This is a genomic window from Rhodococcus sp. ARC_M5 (assembly GCF_022810405.1).
In the GTDB taxonomy this organism is placed as follows: Bacteria; Actinomycetota; Actinomycetes; order Mycobacteriales; family Mycobacteriaceae; genus Rhodococcoides; species Rhodococcoides navarretei.
In genome coordinates, this window is sequence record NZ_JALGQE010000006.1 from 21,889 (window position 1) to 35,147 (window position 13,259).

The window sequence follows — 13,259 nt, forward strand, 5'->3', positions numbered from 1 at the left end:
ATCAGGACTGCGCAGATAGGAGCGGACTGTCGGGGGTTCAGCGCGCTTCGACGCCGTGCGCGGTCAGTACCGCCAAGAGCTCCTCGGGCCGTTTGGTGCTGACCAGCCAATACGGCGTCGGGTCGTCCGGATCGTCGAGGACGACGATCACCATCTGCTTCACCCAGGTGCGGTGCTGCACGAAGGCCAAGGGATCGAGTTGCCTTCCCAGCGCCGCACTTTTTGCTGTCGCGGGTACGACGGCCGCCTTGGCTGCGACGTCGAGCGGCAGATGTGCCTTTCCGACACGCAGCTCGGCACCGGTCGAGCCTGCATCGGCGACCACCTCGACGCGCAGCCTGCTGAAGGCGAACAGAGCCCATGCGATCAGCGGGAGCAACAGGACGTAGGGGAGCCACGCTCGGATTCCCGGAGCGCCCATGTGGATCTCTGCGGCGAGCAACACCGCCACGGCCGCGCCCGCTGCCCACCACCAGATCGGCACCCACAGCCGCTCGGAATAGTGCACCGTTCCGGCGGGTGCCGGTGATCCGGTGCGGGCAGTGGAGTCGCCGGATTCCGACGCGTGTTCGGCCTGTCGATCTGCAGTCACGAGCTCCAGGGTAGTCGCCACACCGACGGGGGAGCGGGCCCGCGTAGTCTCGGTCGACGTGAGCGACGAAGTCACCGAGTCCGGCACCGAGCCGTCCGACCCCAGATTCCCGACCCTGCCGTGGCCTACGGATCCGGTGTCCGAAGTTCGAGTACGCCGACTCGATCGGGACCTACCGGTACCCGCACGTGCGCACGAAGGTGATGCAGGCGTCGATCTGCGCATCACGGCTCCGGTCACGATCGAGCCTGGTCAGCGAGTCCTGGTGGGGACCGGAATAGCGATCGCACTCCCGCTCGGAACCGTCGGGCTGGTGCATCCGCGCTCCGGGTTGGCGGCCAAGTCGGGACTCTCCGTGGTCAATACCCCTGGAACCATCGATGCCGGATACCGGGGCGAGATCAAGGTTTGCCTGATCAATCACGATCTGCACACCCCGATCGTGCTCGAGCGTGGCGACCGCGTCGCTCAGCTGATCGTGCAGCGAGTCGAACTGGTGACGTTCGTCGAGGTCGACGAGCTGGACGACACCGTTCGCGGGGCCGGTGGTCATGGTTCGACCGGCGGGCATGCAAGTCTGAACCAGTGAGTTCCGCCACGACGTCGGCCGTCGGCAGGCACAGTGGAAACAACCGAGAAGAAGAGAGCTGAACATGTTCGGACGGCGTAAGAAGAACGACGCCGGCAGTGCCTCCGCGCCCGGTGTGGAGCCATTCGTCGACGGTGTCGAAGACGAAGACGAGGACGTCGATGGCGAGGCCGCAACGACGGCCGCCGACGGGCCCCACGATCTCGAGGACCTCGACGACGATCGCGAGACCGTCGCCAAGACCAGACTCGACCTCGGTTCGGTGTTGATTCCGCTGCCGGAGGGCGGTCAACTCCAGGTCGAGATGTCGCAAGCAGGTACCCCGCAGGCAGTGCACATCGTGACGCAGTTCGGACGCATCACCATCGCTGCCTACGCGGCACCGAAATCCCCTGGTCAATGGCGCGAGGTTGCTGCCGACCTGGCGACGTCGTTGCGCAACGACAAGGCCGAGACCACAGTGGAGACGGGTCCGTGGGGCCGCGAACTGCTCGGCGTCACGGTCAACGCGGACCTGCGCTTCATCGGAGTCGACGGCTATCGCTGGATGGTCCGCTGCGTTCTGGCCGGCCCCTCGGGTGCCGTGGGTGAGGGCCAACCTCTCGTTCGACTGGCGCACACGATTCTTCGCCAGACCGTGGTGGACCGGGGTACCGACCCACATCCGGTGCGCACCCCGCTACCGGTGGTGTTGCCGCAGGTGCTGGCGGAGCAGCTTGCTGCGGCAGCACAGCAGCAAGCTGCCGCTCAGCAGACTGCAACGCAACAGGCGGCTCAGCCCGAGGCTGCGGTTCCGTCTGTAGAACCTGTTGCGCCGCAACAGGATTCGGTTTCGCAATCCACCGCCGCCGAGCGTGATCGTGCGCCGCGTCGGGGTGCGTCGGGATCGGCGATTCAGCAGCTGGGCGGTTGAGTAGACCGCCTGTCGAGACCGTCGACGGCGGCCCGGCCGAGGCATCCCGGGTCGCGCCCGATGTCGTCCAGGGTCACCGTACGCAGCTCGCAGTTCGGTAGCGCCCGCGTCCACTGTCGAGCTACCTCGATCGGATGGACCGCGTCGTCCACTGCGCCCACGACGATGGCAGGGAGCTCGATCCGAGCGAGTTCATCGGGTTCGAGGCTGCGATGGCGAGCCGCTTCGTCCAGCGCGTCGGGAAGGGCGGGCCACTGGGCCGCCCAGGACCTCCGCAGAGTGCGCGCGAGCCACGGCGGGCTCGACGCCGCCATTGCCGCAATGACCGCGTCGAGTCCTTGTTCACGCAACGACCTGGCGGTGAATTCCGCGCTCAGGGCAGCAGAGGAACCGGTCGGGTCGCCGGTCCACGCCGGCAGCGCGAGCGCAAGGGCCGTGGTGTTCGATGCGTGGTCGGCAGCCCATCGAACCGCGACGGCTGCGCCGAGGGATATCCCCGCGACCACGATGCGTCCGTGTCGATCCGCCGCGTCGTCGAGGGCGGACAGGTAGCTCTGCACCACATCGGCCGGGTCGGGTTCGACCGCGATGGTGGTCAATCCCACACTGTCGAATGCTGCCGAGAACGCGTCGGCGGCGAACCGGGCGTCGGACCCCGTCCCCGGTAGAACGATCGCGGTACGGGTGTCGAATCGGCTGTGCACGACACGATTGTGCACGCCTGCCGACACCGCGTCGGCACTGGTTGGCCAGCGTGACACTTCGGGTCTACAGTGGCGAAGTACCCACCCTGACGCGGGAAACCCCCACGTCGCCGCAACTGCTCCGCCGGGAGTGCAGCCTGCGGAACGACCCATACCGCGGGCTCGTGCAGCCTGCGGAACGACCCATACTGCGGGCTCGTGGAGCCCGCGGAACGACCCCCATACCGCTGGAGCGCACCATGGCACCCGCTGCCGCAGGATACTTTCGCCGCCTGACGCGAAAGTTGACAGAGGACATCGATCAACTCGATGCCGAGGAGATGGCCGAAACCTCCGAAGCCTCGGGGGCTCGGCGCGCGTGCGACTGCTCGCGCGGCGAGGAAGTGACGATGTTCGGTCGGTTGCGCAGCGTCGAAGCCTGTTCGAGGGCGGCCAATGCCAATATCGAGGCCGAGTTCTTCGACGGCACCGACACGGTGACGCTGCTCTGGATCGGACGTCGCAAGATCGCGGGAATCGAGCCCGGCAAGACTCTGCTCGTTCGCGGACGCGTCGGCGAACGCGACGGACGCAAGATCGTCTACAACCCTTACTACGAACTGCGCGACGACAGCTGATCGTCGCCGGTATGGCACTCTCGTTGTCGTGACCAACAGCGACGATTCCGTGCCGCCCCCGCCGACGTCGAACACGCCGGAACCCGCGCCCGACGCGTCGGCCACGGCCGAGAAGGTGGCTCCCACCGTCCTCGAGCAGCTCGGCGGATTGAGCGGGCTCGCCTACTCGACGCTGCCCGTTCTCGTGTTCGTTCCGGTGAACAGCTACGCAAATCTCGCCGCCGCTCTGTGGGCCGCTCTTGGCGTCGCTGCTGCGGTATTGGTGTGGCGACTGGTTCGTCGTAGTCCCATCCAACCCGCCATCTCGGGGTTCTTCGGGGTGGGTATCTGTGCGTTCATCGCGTATCGGACGGGGGATGCCAAGGGCTACTTCCTTTTCGGCATCTACACCTCGCTGGTCTACGGCGCTGCGTTCGTGTTGTCGGTGCTTGCACGCTGGCCGCTGGTCGGCATCATCTGGGGATACCTCAACGGCAAGGGAACGTCGTGGCGTGGCAACCGGACGGCCGTGCGCTACTACGACGTGGCCACCATCGCCTGGGCGTCGGTGTTCGGTGCCCGGTACATCGTGCAGTCACAGCTCTACGACTCCGACCAGACGGGCTGGCTCGCCGTTGCCCGCATCGGGATGGGTTGGCCACTGACTGGAGTGGCGCTCCTGGTCACACTCTGGGCGGTGCGTTCGGCCGATCGCGCGCTCGACGCGACATCGACCGCGGACCGGGGCGTCGAGCAGCTGCCCTCAGATCAGGCCGACCGCGGCGCGTAGTTCGTTCTCCACCTCTTTCGATGCGACGAATAGCAGTTCGTCGCCACCTTCGAGTGGATCGTCGTGCTGCGGAACGATCACGCGGCCGCCGCGCAGAATCGTCACCAATGCTGCGTCCCTGGGCAGTTGGAGCTTGCGGACCGGCTTACCCGCGAGAGGAGTGTTCTCCGGCAGTGTGATCTCGACGAGGTTGGCCTGGCCTTTGCGGAACGTCATCAAGTGCACGAGATCGCCCACTGAGACAGCTTCTTCGACCAGTGATGCGAGCATGCGCGGCGTCGACACTGCGACATCGACGCCCCAGGCAGCGTCGAACAGCCATTCGTTGCGCGGATCGTTGACTCGGGCGACCACGCGGTTGACACCGAACTCGGTCTTGGCCAGCAGGCTGAGCACGAGATTGGCCTTGTCGTCGCCGGTGGCAGCGATCACCACATCGTAATTTTCGAGGTGGGCGGCTTCGAGCAGACTCAGCTCGCACGCGTCGGCGAGCACCCATTCCGCTTCCGGGATGGCGGCCTGATCGACGTGGTCGAGTTTGCGTTCGAGGAGCATCACATCGTGTTCGCTGCGGATCAACTCGCGTGCGATGGATCTGCCGACTGCGCCGGCTCCGGCGATGGCGACTTTCATGGCTTCCCGTTCGGGTCGATGGGGGAGGTGGGGAACGTGCGCGCGGGCATCAGTTGTCCGAGGGCGGAGCGTTGCCCGCCAGCGCAATGGCTTCGGCGACGGTGCCCGAGACCGCGGCGACGTACACCTCGTCACCGGCTTGGATGACGGTGCGCTTGTCCGGTAACAGTCCGCCGCCGAATCGGATGACGAACGCGGCCCGCGAGTTGGTGGCTTCTTCGAGTACCGAGAGCTTCTTGCCGATCCAGGCGTCGTGGAAGTCGAGCAGGACGACGGCGACGCTGCCCGACGGATCGCGCCACTTCGTCGTGGGGTCGTCGCGCAGCAGGTTGTGCAGAAATCGATCGGTGGCCCAGGGCACGGTGGCGACCGTCGGGATGCCGAGCCGCTCGTAGACGGCGGCGCGTTTGGCGTCGTAAATCCGCGCGACCACTTTGTCGACGCCGAACGTCTCGCGTGCGACGCGGGCGGAGATGATGTTCGAGTTGTCGCCGGACGATACGGCCGCGAATGCCTCGGCCTTCTCGATTCCCGCGCTCACCAACACATCTCGGTCGAATCCCATGCCGATCACGCGATGCCCGCTGAAGTCGGGATCGAGACGTAGAAATGACGTTTCGTCGCGGTCGATTATCGCAACCTCGTGGCCGATGCGCTCGAGGGCACCGGCCAGCGATGCGCCGACACGGCCGCATCCCATCACAACTACGTACAACGTCCAGCTCCGTCCCGATCTCGATTGTCGACGACACTGTCGACCGACACTGCCACGATGGGCATACGTGCACCAACGTATCGGGCATTCGTCGTCGCATCGACCCAGGGTGCGCTCCGACCCCTTTGCGATGCGTGGTTGAGACGTCTGCACACCGACGGCCTACGCTTCTGTGCGTGTCCAAGGTCTCGACAGCCGCCAAGCGGCTCGTGCTCGGTAAGCCGTTCCGCAGCGACAAGCTCGGTCACACGTTGCTTCCCAAGCGAATCGCGTTGCCGGTCTTCGCCTCGGACGCCATGTCCTCGGTGGCATACGCGCCCGAAGAGATCTTTCTCGTGCTCTCCGTCGCGGGCATCTCGGCCGTCGCGTTCACCCCGTGGATCGGTCTTGCCGTCTGCGTGGTGATGGCGGTGGTGGTAGCCAGCTACCGACAGAACGTGCACGCCTACCCCTCGGGTGGCGGCGACTACGAAGTCGCCACCACGAACCTCGGCCCCGCGGCCGGACTGACGGTCGGTAGCGCACTGCTGGTCGACTACGTGCTGACCGTGGCGGTGTCGATCTCGGCGGCCGCGTCGAACATCGGGTCTGCGGTGCCGTTCGTGGCCCAGCACAAGGTGCTGTTCGCTGTCGTGGCCATCGTCCTGGTCACCTCCGTCAATCTCCGCGGCATCCGGGAGTCCGGAACTGCGTTCGCCATCCCGACGTACGCCTTCATGGGTGGCATGGTCCTGATGCTGGGGTGGGGCCTGTTCCGGGTCTACGTTCTCGGCGACGACATCCATGCCGAGTCGGCGGCCTTCGATCTGCGGGCCGAGGATTCGCACCTGTACGGCATCGCGTTCGCATTCCTCATCGCGCGAGCGTTCTCGTCCGGTTGCGCGGCACTGACCGGGGTGGAGGCGATCAGCAACGGGGTACCGGCATTCGAGAAGCCGAAGTCGCGCAATGCCGCGACGACGCTGCTGCTGCTCGGGGTCATCGGGATCACACTGCTGATGGGCATCATCCTGCTCGCGCAGAAGATCGGTATCAAATACGCGATGGATCCCGAATACCAACTCGTCGGAGCGCCGGAGGGCTACCAACAGAAGACGCTCATCGCGCAGTTGGCGGAGGCGGTCTTCAGCGGATTCCCCATCGGATTCTTCTTCATCACCACCGTCACGGCCCTCATTCTCGTTCTTGCGGCCAACACTGCGTTCAACGGTTTCCCGGTCCTGGGTTCGGTGCTGGCACAGGATCGGTATCTGCCGCGCCAGCTGCACACTCGCGGTGACCGCCTGGCCTTCAGCAACGGCATTCTCTTCCTGTCCGGAGCCGCGATCGCATTCGTCGTCGTGTTCGGCGCCGAGGTCACCAAGCTCATTCAGCTCTACATCGTCGGTGTGTTCGTCTCGTTCACCCTCAGTCAGACCGGCATGGTTCGGCACTGGACGCGGCTGTTGGCCACCGAGACCGATCCCGAGCAACGCCGGCGCATGCAGCGCTCGCGGGTGGTCAACGGTGTCGGTCTCGGCATGACCGGAACGGTGCTGGTCATCGTGTTGATCACCAAGTTCGCCGCCGGTGCGTGGATCGCGATCGTGGCGATGGTGGCGATCTTCGTACTGATGCGCATGATCAGAAAGCACTACGACACCGTGGCTCGCGAGCTCGAGAACGAGGAATGGGACGGAGTGCTGCCAAGCCGGACGCACTCGATCGTGTTGGTCTCGAAGCTGCACATGCCGACCCTGCGCGCGTTGGCGTACGCCCGGGCGACCAGGCCTGACACCCTCGAGGCCGTGACCGTCAACGTCGACGAAGCCGACACACGTGCGCTGGTCAGGGAGTGGGAGGCCAGTGACGTCTCGGTGCCGCTCAAGGTCGTCGAGTCGCCCTACCGCGAGGTCACCAAACCGGTCCTGGACTACGTCAAACGGGTTCGCCGCGATTCACCGCGCGACGTCGTCACCGTCTTCATTCCCGAATACGTGGTGGGGCACTGGTGGGAGCAGGTTCTGCACAATCAGAGCGCACTGCGACTGAAATCTAGATTGCTGTTTCAGCCGGGCGTGATGGTCACCAGTGTGCCGTGGCAGCTGCGGTCCTCCGAGAAGGCCAAACGTGAAGTGCTCGGCAATGCACCGGGCGCATCGCGTCGCGGTTACGAGCCACCGGTGGGCAAGTGAGCGAGAGCTGGTTCGGGCTGCTGCTCGAGGTCGAACTCGGAGCACCCGGACACGGTGGATTCTGTGTGGCCCGTCATGACGGCCGGGTGATGTTCGTGCGCCACGGATTGCCCGGCGAACGGGTGGTGGCCAGGGTGACCGAGGACCGAGGCGGGTCGTTCTGCCGCGCCGACGCCGTCGAGATTCTGTCGGCATCTCCGGACCGGGTGGACGCGCGCTGCCCCATCTCCGGACCGGGTGGCTCGGGCTGTTGCGACTATTCCCACGCCACGGCCGATGCCGGACGGCGTATGAAGGCCTTCGTCGTGGCCGAGCAGCTGCGCCGTGTCGCCGGAATCGAGCGTGACGTGCGGGTCGACGAACTGCCGGGGACCGGCGACGGCACCGGGTGGCGGACCCGCGTGCGGCTTGCTGTCGATTCCGGCGGGCGGCCCGGCTACCACCGGTATCGGAGCAGCTCGATCGTCACCGAATTGTCCTGTCCGCAAATGGATTCCGCGGCCTTCGGCGGTCTGTCGGAGCAGCAATGGCGGCCGGGTGCCGAGTTGCAGGTGGCCCTCGACGGGGATGGTGAGCGGCACGTGGTGGAGATCGCCCCGGCGCAGCACTCGTCCACCGGACGCCGATCGCCGGGCCGCAGGGGCGCGTCGGCGCGCCGGGCAGCGTCGTCTCGGTCCAGGCCGGAGAAAGCCGTGATCGGATCGGGTCGTGTGACGGAATACGTCTCGAACAGGGCGTGGACCCTCGACGCCACCGGGTTCTGGCAGGCCCACCGCGGCGCGCCGCAGGTGTACACCGATGTGGTGGGGGAGTGGGCGGACGCCGTTGCAGGTGATGGTGCCTGGGATCTGTACGGCGGTGTAGGTGTGTTCGCGGCAGCGCTGGCCCATCGGGTCGGGTCGACGGGCCGGGTGGCCAGTGTCGAATTCTCCCGTCGCGCCGCCGAGGACGGCCGTTCGGCGCTGCACGATCTGCCGCAGGTCATGTTCGTTCCGGGGCGGGTCGAGCGCTCGATCGACGCGTTGGCCGAACCGGTGTCGGTGGCCGTGCTGGATCCACCGCGTGCGGGAGCCGGCCGAGACGTGATCGCCGCCCTCGCCGCCAGGTCTCCCCGCTCGGTGGTGCACGTCGGATGCGATCCGGCGTCGTTCGCACGAGATACGAGCCTGTATCGGGGCGCGGGATACGAACTCGTCGACATGCGCGCGTTCGATGCGTTTCCCCTGACCAGTCATGTCGAGTGCATCGGCCGTTTCGTTCGACGGTGAGGGCTGCGGCGACCGATCAGGCCCGGTGCGCAATTTCGGCGACCGGGGCGAAGGTGTGCGTGGGAACGGTCACGATGCGCTGGGCACCGCACCGGCATCCCTGGTACCCGACGAGTCCCTCGCTGGTGTCGTGGGTGGAGTGGGTGGTCCAGGTGTGTGCGATGTGTTCTGTATCCATGCGTCCATCGTGATGTAATGGTCTTGTGCACATCAACCCTTACGGCGAATACGCAGTTAAACTCGGCATCGACCTGCTCAACTCGCCACCCACGTCGGCGACCGAACTGGGCAACCGCTGCGTCGACGCGGGCCTCGTACCGGACTGGACGGCAACCGAGGCCGATCTGCTGGACACCCTCGAGTTCCTGCGTGACTGGGCACGGGTGGTGGACGCAAACACCGACAACGAACGGGCCGACGCGCTCAACGCGCTTCTGGCACAGGCGTCGGCGTACCCGCGCTTGACCAACCATGCCGACGATGGTTGGCACATGCACTACCGCGACCCCAACATCGAACTCGGCGGCGTCATCAGGGCGTTGGTGAGTGTCGGCACAGCGTTGCATCTGACCGGACGCGGTATGTCTCGCCTCGACCGCTGCGCCGCAGCCGACTGCACTCTCGCTTTCGCCGACACCTCGAGAACCGGCAGACAGCGGTACTGCGGAACGGTGTGCTCCAACCGCGATGCGGTACGTAGACATCGAGCACGCGCCGCCTCGTGATCGAGGCTGCGCACCGGGTTCGCTAGGACTTTCGGTTGTACAGGCGCATCGTGATCGGCCCGAACACCGCCAGCAACACCGCGCACAGCATCAGCGTCACTCCCAGCTGACCGGTGTCGATGTCGCCCTGCATCAGGCCACGCAGGGAGGTGACCAGAAAGCTGACCGGATTGACGTCGACGAACGCCCGCAGCCAACCGGGCATCGTGGCGGGGTCAACGAAGATGTTGCTCGCGAAAGTGAGTGGAAACAGGATGAACATCGACACGCCCATCACCGCGGCCTCGGTGCGCACGATCATGGCGATCATCGTCCAGATCCAGGACAGGCAGAACGAGAACACCAACAGCAACGCGATCGAGGCCACCACCCCGACGACGCCGCCCTGCGGCCTGAAGCCGAGTATCAATCCGAGGATCAGCACGATCACCGACGCCAGCGTGTAGCGAACGACGTCACCGAGCAGCGCGCCGACCAAGGGTGACGGACGCCAGATGGGCAGCGAACGGAACCGGTCGAACACGCCCTTCTCGATGTCCTTGTTCATGGTCACGCCGGTGTACATCGTGATCATCACCACGGTCTGGACGAGGATGCCGGGGAGCAGGAACTGGATGTACGCCTGAGTCGACCCCGCCAGTGCGCCACCGAACAGGTAGGTGAAGAGCAACGTGAACATGATGGGGAAGGCCGTCACATCGAACAACTGCTCGGGTACGTGCTTGATCTTGAGCAGCGCTCGCCACCCGAAGCTCAGCGACGTGGACAACGACGACGGGCGCGGTGGGCGAGGCCCGGCCGCACCGAGCACGCCGATGATGGTCGATGCCCGTGGCGTCGACTGCTGGGCTGCCGCGGTCATGACGCGACCTCCTTGTCGGATTCGATTGCCGAGCGGGCATCGGCCCCATGCGTCGTTCCCGCAGGCTCCACTCCCGCCCCATGCCCGGTGAGGGCCAGAAACACCTCGTCCAAACTCGGTTGGCCAAGGGTGAACGACGCGATGGGAATGCCCGCCGCTTCGAGTGCGGGCAGCACGGGCGCGGCCTGTGCCGGGTTGTCCAACCGTGCGGTGACGGTGGACGGGTCCGGATCCTCGATGACGTTGTTGCCGACCAGATCTCGCAGGATTTGTGCGGCAACCGTTCGCTGGGCCGAGTCGAGGACCCGTAGGTGCAGCGAATTCGATCCCACCGATGCTTTCAGCTCACCCGTCGTCCCTTCTGCAATGACCTTGCCGCGATCGATGACTGCGACACGCCCGGCCAGTTGATCGGCCTCGTCCAAATACTGTGTCGTCAGCAACACCGTCGTCCCGCCTGCGACCAACGCGCGGACGATCTCCCACACGTGGTTTCGGCTGCGGGGGTCGAGTCCGGTGGTGGGTTCGTCGAGGAAGATCAGTTCCGGAGTGACGATGATGCTGGCGGCGATATCGATGCGACGGCGCATGCCACCGGAGTAGGTCTTGACCTGTCGCGGCCCGGCGTCGGCGATGTCGAACGCCGTCAGCAACTGTTCGGCTCGTGATCGGGCGGCCGGCCGTGAGTAGCCGAGGAGACGAGCGAGCAGCACCAGATTCTCCGTACCGGTGAGATCCTCGTCCAGGGAAGCGAATTGCCCTGTCAGAGCGACCTTCTGCCGTACGGCCTCCGGTTCGCTCGCCACATCGTGACCCAGGACTCGGGCGCTGCCGCCGTCGATCGGCAGCAGGGTGGCCAGCATCCGGATGGTCGTCGTCTTCCCTGCGCCGTTCGGCCCGAGCACGCCGTAGACACCACCGGACGGAATGGACAGATCGACTCCGTCGACAGCGACATTCGTTCCGAAACGTTTGACCAGACCGTGTGTCTCGATCGCCGCCATGTCTCTCGATTCCTCCTGTGGGCCGGTCGCCCGATTCACCACGATTGTCCGATTGTCCACCAAGGATGAAACGCGGTCTACATCTCCGCAAACGAATTTTCGTCCCGAACCATCCTCCGATCGGTTTGTTCCGAATATGTACTGCGGCGGGAAAACGCGGAGGTTTCGATATGAGAGCGCTATGACCACTAGTGTCGTGATCGATGAACTCGATCATGAACCCGTCTGTTGGGACGACCTTCCGATGAGCGCGCCGTTGCCCGATGCGTCCGGATCGCCGGATGCACGCGGTGAGCGAACGACATCCTCTGCCGTCGAGAACTTCGAGGCCGAGGATGCGGTATGTGCCGTTCCCAGTCCACAGCTCAAGAACTTGCGTGCCGAGGAAGCGGATCGTCTGCGTCGGTTGATGGCGTCGGTCGCACAGGGCGATCGGACGGCGTTCGCCGAACTGTACGACGCGACGTCCTCGCGGGTGTACGGCATGGTGCTGCGGGTGCTTCGCGACCCGGGGTACAGCGAGGAGACCGCGCAGGAGGTGTTCCTCCAGATCTGGCGTGCGGCACCGAATTACGACCCGAATCAGGGCAGTCCCTTGGCCTGGATCATGACGCTGGCGCACCGCCGGGCCGTCGATCGCGTTCGGAGTGAACAGTCGGGCACCGACCGCGAAGCAGCGTACGGCGCGGTCAGTCACACACCGGAACACGACGAAGTGCTCGAAACGGTGACTCAGCGGCTCGAATCGGAGGCCGTGGTTGCCTGTCTCGACACCTTGACCGATACGCAGAGCGAGTCGGTCCGAATGGCTTACTACAGCGGTTACACCTATCGCGAAGTTGCGGAGCGGCTCGGGGTCGCGGTTCCCACCATCAAATCGCGCATACGAGACGGATTGATCAAATTGAAGACATGTCTGGGGGTGATCCCGCAATGAGTGAATCGTCACGACAACGGCTGCTCGACGACGCGGAGATCTATGCCCTCCACGCGACCACCGATTCCGAGCGACGCGACATCGAGGCCGAGCGACTGCGCGTCGACGACACCGCGCGCGTTCAGTTCGATGTCCTGGTGGGCGAGATCCACGAGACGCTGGCCTTGGCGGCCGCGGCCGACGCCACTCCTGCACCGGAGCGAGTACGGCAACTGGTGCTCGATCAGGTCGCCGTCAGCGATCAGGAGCCCACGGTCCACAAGCTGCCACCGAACGTCACTCCGCTGCACCGACACCGGCGCGAGCGCTCGAAGACCTGGCGCTACTCGATGGTCTCGGCTGCGGCCGCGGTGGTCGTCGCAGTGGGCGGCGTCGTGGTCGTCACCCAAACGACGGGTACGGACCCCCAGCCGTCGCAGGCCGAGCAGATCGTGGCCGCCCCGGATGCGCGCGAAACCACAGCGGAGTTCCCTGGCGGCGGTTCGGCGACGGTGTCGTACTCACTCGCTCGGAACGCGGTCGTGGTGTCTCTGGACGGAGTTCCACAGCCGCCACCGGGACGCGTCTATCAGATGTGGTTCGTGGACGGCTCGCCCCGCTCGGCAGGGGTGGTGACGGAGGACCAACTCGCGTCGGAGTCCGGCACCGTGGTCGACGGACTCGGAGCATCGACCAACTTCGCCTTCTCGCTCGAACCCGAAGGCGGCTCGTCGCAGCCGACCGAAGTGCTCACGATGCTCACCCTCGGTGCCTGACG

General features: G+C 65.6%; 16 protein-coding genes. 9 read left to right on the forward strand and 7 right to left on the reverse strand.

Features of this window, described 5'->3' with window-relative positions:
• Window positions 1-37 precede the first annotated feature (37 nt).
• Complete coding sequence (locus MTX34_RS11280; RefSeq protein ID WP_243593606.1) at window positions 38-508, reverse strand: DUF3093 domain-containing protein; 471 nt, start codon at window positions 506-508, stop codon at window positions 38-40.
• Between the two features lie 199 nt (window positions 509-707).
• Between MTX34_RS11280 and dut the strand changes: the two genes are divergently transcribed.
• Together dut and MTX34_RS11290 are read left to right on the forward strand one after the other, a co-directional pair.
• Window positions 708-1,181 (forward strand): dUTP diphosphatase, encoded by a 474-nt coding sequence (gene dut / locus MTX34_RS11285; RefSeq protein WP_279393161.1) that lies wholly within the window; start codon window positions 708-710, stop codon window positions 1,179-1,181.
• 64 nt (window positions 1,182-1,245) lie between these two features.
• On the forward strand, window positions 1,246-2,094 hold the full coding sequence (locus MTX34_RS11290) for a DUF3710 domain-containing protein (protein ID WP_243609515.1): 849 nt from the start codon (window positions 1,246-1,248) through the stop codon (window positions 2,092-2,094).
• Here MTX34_RS11290 and MTX34_RS11295 read toward each other — a convergent pair.
• Window positions 2,076-2,798, reverse strand: a complete 723-nt coding sequence (locus MTX34_RS11295) for an alpha/beta fold hydrolase (protein WP_243609516.1) — start codon at window positions 2,796-2,798, stop codon at window positions 2,076-2,078. The two genes, MTX34_RS11290 and MTX34_RS11295, sit on opposite strands and share 19 nt — an antisense overlap.
• Before the next feature lie 239 nt (window positions 2,799-3,037).
• Between MTX34_RS11295 and MTX34_RS11300 the strand changes: the two genes are divergently transcribed.
• On the forward strand, window positions 3,038-3,415 hold the full coding sequence (locus tag MTX34_RS11300) for an OB-fold nucleic acid binding domain-containing protein (RefSeq protein WP_243609517.1): 378 nt from the start codon (window positions 3,038-3,040) through the stop codon (window positions 3,413-3,415).
• Between the two features lie 115 nt (window positions 3,416-3,530).
• On the forward strand, window positions 3,531-4,184 hold the full coding sequence (locus MTX34_RS11305; RefSeq protein ID WP_243593604.1) for a DUF3159 domain-containing protein: 654 nt from the start codon (window positions 3,531-3,533) through the stop codon (window positions 4,182-4,184).
• Here the strand turns inward: MTX34_RS11305 and MTX34_RS11310 are convergent.
• Together MTX34_RS11310 and MTX34_RS11315 are read right to left on the reverse strand one after the other, a co-directional pair.
• Window positions 4,158-4,817, reverse strand: a complete 660-nt coding sequence (locus MTX34_RS11310) for a TrkA family potassium uptake protein (RefSeq protein WP_243593205.1) — start codon at window positions 4,815-4,817, stop codon at window positions 4,158-4,160. The genes MTX34_RS11305 and MTX34_RS11310 overlap by 27 nt on opposite strands.
• 49 nt (window positions 4,818-4,866) lie before the next feature.
• Window positions 4,867-5,532, reverse strand: coding sequence for a TrkA family potassium uptake protein (locus MTX34_RS11315; protein ID WP_243593204.1), 666 nt, complete (start codon window positions 5,530-5,532; stop codon window positions 4,867-4,869).
• Between the two features lie 176 nt (window positions 5,533-5,708).
• Here MTX34_RS11315 and MTX34_RS11320 point away from each other — a divergent pair, with 176 nt between their 5' ends.
• Both MTX34_RS11320 and MTX34_RS11325 read left to right on the forward strand, forming a co-directional pair.
• Window positions 5,709-7,706, forward strand: coding sequence for an APC family permease (locus MTX34_RS11320; protein WP_243609518.1), 1,998 nt, complete (start codon window positions 5,709-5,711; stop codon window positions 7,704-7,706).
• Window positions 7,703-8,974 carry a class I SAM-dependent RNA methyltransferase gene (locus MTX34_RS11325; RefSeq protein ID WP_243609519.1) on the forward strand — a complete coding sequence of 424 codons (1,272 nt, stop codon included), beginning with the start codon at window positions 7,703-7,705 and terminating at the stop codon, window positions 8,972-8,974. Before MTX34_RS11320 ends, MTX34_RS11325 begins: the two co-directional genes overlap by 4 nt.
• Before the next feature lie 16 nt (window positions 8,975-8,990).
• Here the strand turns inward: MTX34_RS11325 and MTX34_RS11330 are convergent, their stop codons facing one another.
• Window positions 8,991-9,152 (reverse strand): hypothetical protein, encoded by a 162-nt coding sequence (locus MTX34_RS11330; RefSeq protein ID WP_243593201.1) that lies wholly within the window; start codon window positions 9,150-9,152, stop codon window positions 8,991-8,993.
• 25 nt (window positions 9,153-9,177) lie between these two features.
• Between MTX34_RS11330 and MTX34_RS11335 the strand changes: the two genes are divergently transcribed.
• Window positions 9,178-9,699 (forward strand): CGNR zinc finger domain-containing protein, encoded by a 522-nt coding sequence (locus MTX34_RS11335; protein WP_243609520.1) that lies wholly within the window; start codon window positions 9,178-9,180, stop codon window positions 9,697-9,699.
• Window positions 9,700-9,721: 22 nt separating this feature from the next.
• On the opposite strand, the gene MTX34_RS11340 is transcribed toward MTX34_RS11335, so the two are convergent.
• Both MTX34_RS11340 and MTX34_RS11345 read right to left on the reverse strand, forming a co-directional pair.
• Complete coding sequence (locus MTX34_RS11340) at window positions 9,722-10,561, reverse strand: ABC transporter permease (RefSeq protein ID WP_243609521.1); 840 nt, start codon at window positions 10,559-10,561, stop codon at window positions 9,722-9,724.
• Window positions 10,558-11,565: an ATP-binding cassette domain-containing protein gene (locus tag MTX34_RS11345; RefSeq protein WP_243609522.1), complete on the reverse strand. Its 1,008-nt coding sequence runs from the start codon at window positions 11,563-11,565 to the stop codon at window positions 10,558-10,560. Before MTX34_RS11345 ends, MTX34_RS11340 begins: the two co-directional genes overlap by 4 nt.
• A 181-nt stretch (window positions 11,566-11,746) precedes the next feature.
• Here MTX34_RS11345 and MTX34_RS11350 point away from each other — a divergent pair, with 181 nt between their 5' ends.
• Both MTX34_RS11350 and MTX34_RS11355 read left to right on the forward strand, forming a co-directional pair.
• Entirely contained in the window at window positions 11,747-12,502 is a 756-nt protein-coding gene (locus MTX34_RS11350) for a sigma-70 family RNA polymerase sigma factor (protein ID WP_243593197.1), read from the forward strand.
• Window positions 12,499-13,257 (forward strand): anti-sigma factor, encoded by a 759-nt coding sequence (locus MTX34_RS11355; protein WP_243609523.1) that lies wholly within the window; start codon window positions 12,499-12,501, stop codon window positions 13,255-13,257. The genes MTX34_RS11350 and MTX34_RS11355 overlap by 4 nt, the downstream gene beginning before the upstream one ends.
• The last annotated feature ends 2 nt before the right edge of the window (window positions 13,258-13,259 follow it).

Excerpts from the sequence above, each read along its gene's own strand:
- MTX34_RS11290 (WP_243609515.1), top strand. The coding sequence starts at position 1,246 with ATGTTCGGACGGCGTAAGAAGAACGACGCCGGCAGTGCCTCCGCGCCC.
- MTX34_RS11300 (WP_243609517.1), top strand. The coding sequence starts at position 3,038 with ATGGCACCCGCTGCCGCAGGATACTTTCGCCGCCTGACGCGAAAGTTG.
- MTX34_RS11310 (WP_243593205.1), bottom strand. The coding sequence starts at position 4,817 with ATGAAAGTCGCCATCGCCGGAGCCGGCGCAGTCGGCAGATCCATCGCA.
- MTX34_RS11330 (WP_243593201.1), bottom strand. The coding sequence starts at position 9,152 with ATGGATACAGAACACATCGCACACACCTGGACCACCCACTCCACCCAC.
- MTX34_RS11340 (WP_243609521.1), bottom strand. The coding sequence starts at position 10,561 with ATGACCGCGGCAGCCCAGCAGTCGACGCCACGGGCATCGACCATCATC.
- MTX34_RS11345 (WP_243609522.1), bottom strand. The coding sequence starts at position 11,565 with ATGGCGGCGATCGAGACACACGGTCTGGTCAAACGTTTCGGAACGAAT.
- MTX34_RS11350 (WP_243593197.1), top strand. The coding sequence starts at position 11,747 with ATGACCACTAGTGTCGTGATCGATGAACTCGATCATGAACCCGTCTGT.
- MTX34_RS11355 (WP_243609523.1), top strand. The coding sequence starts at position 12,499 with ATGAGTGAATCGTCACGACAACGGCTGCTCGACGACGCGGAGATCTAT.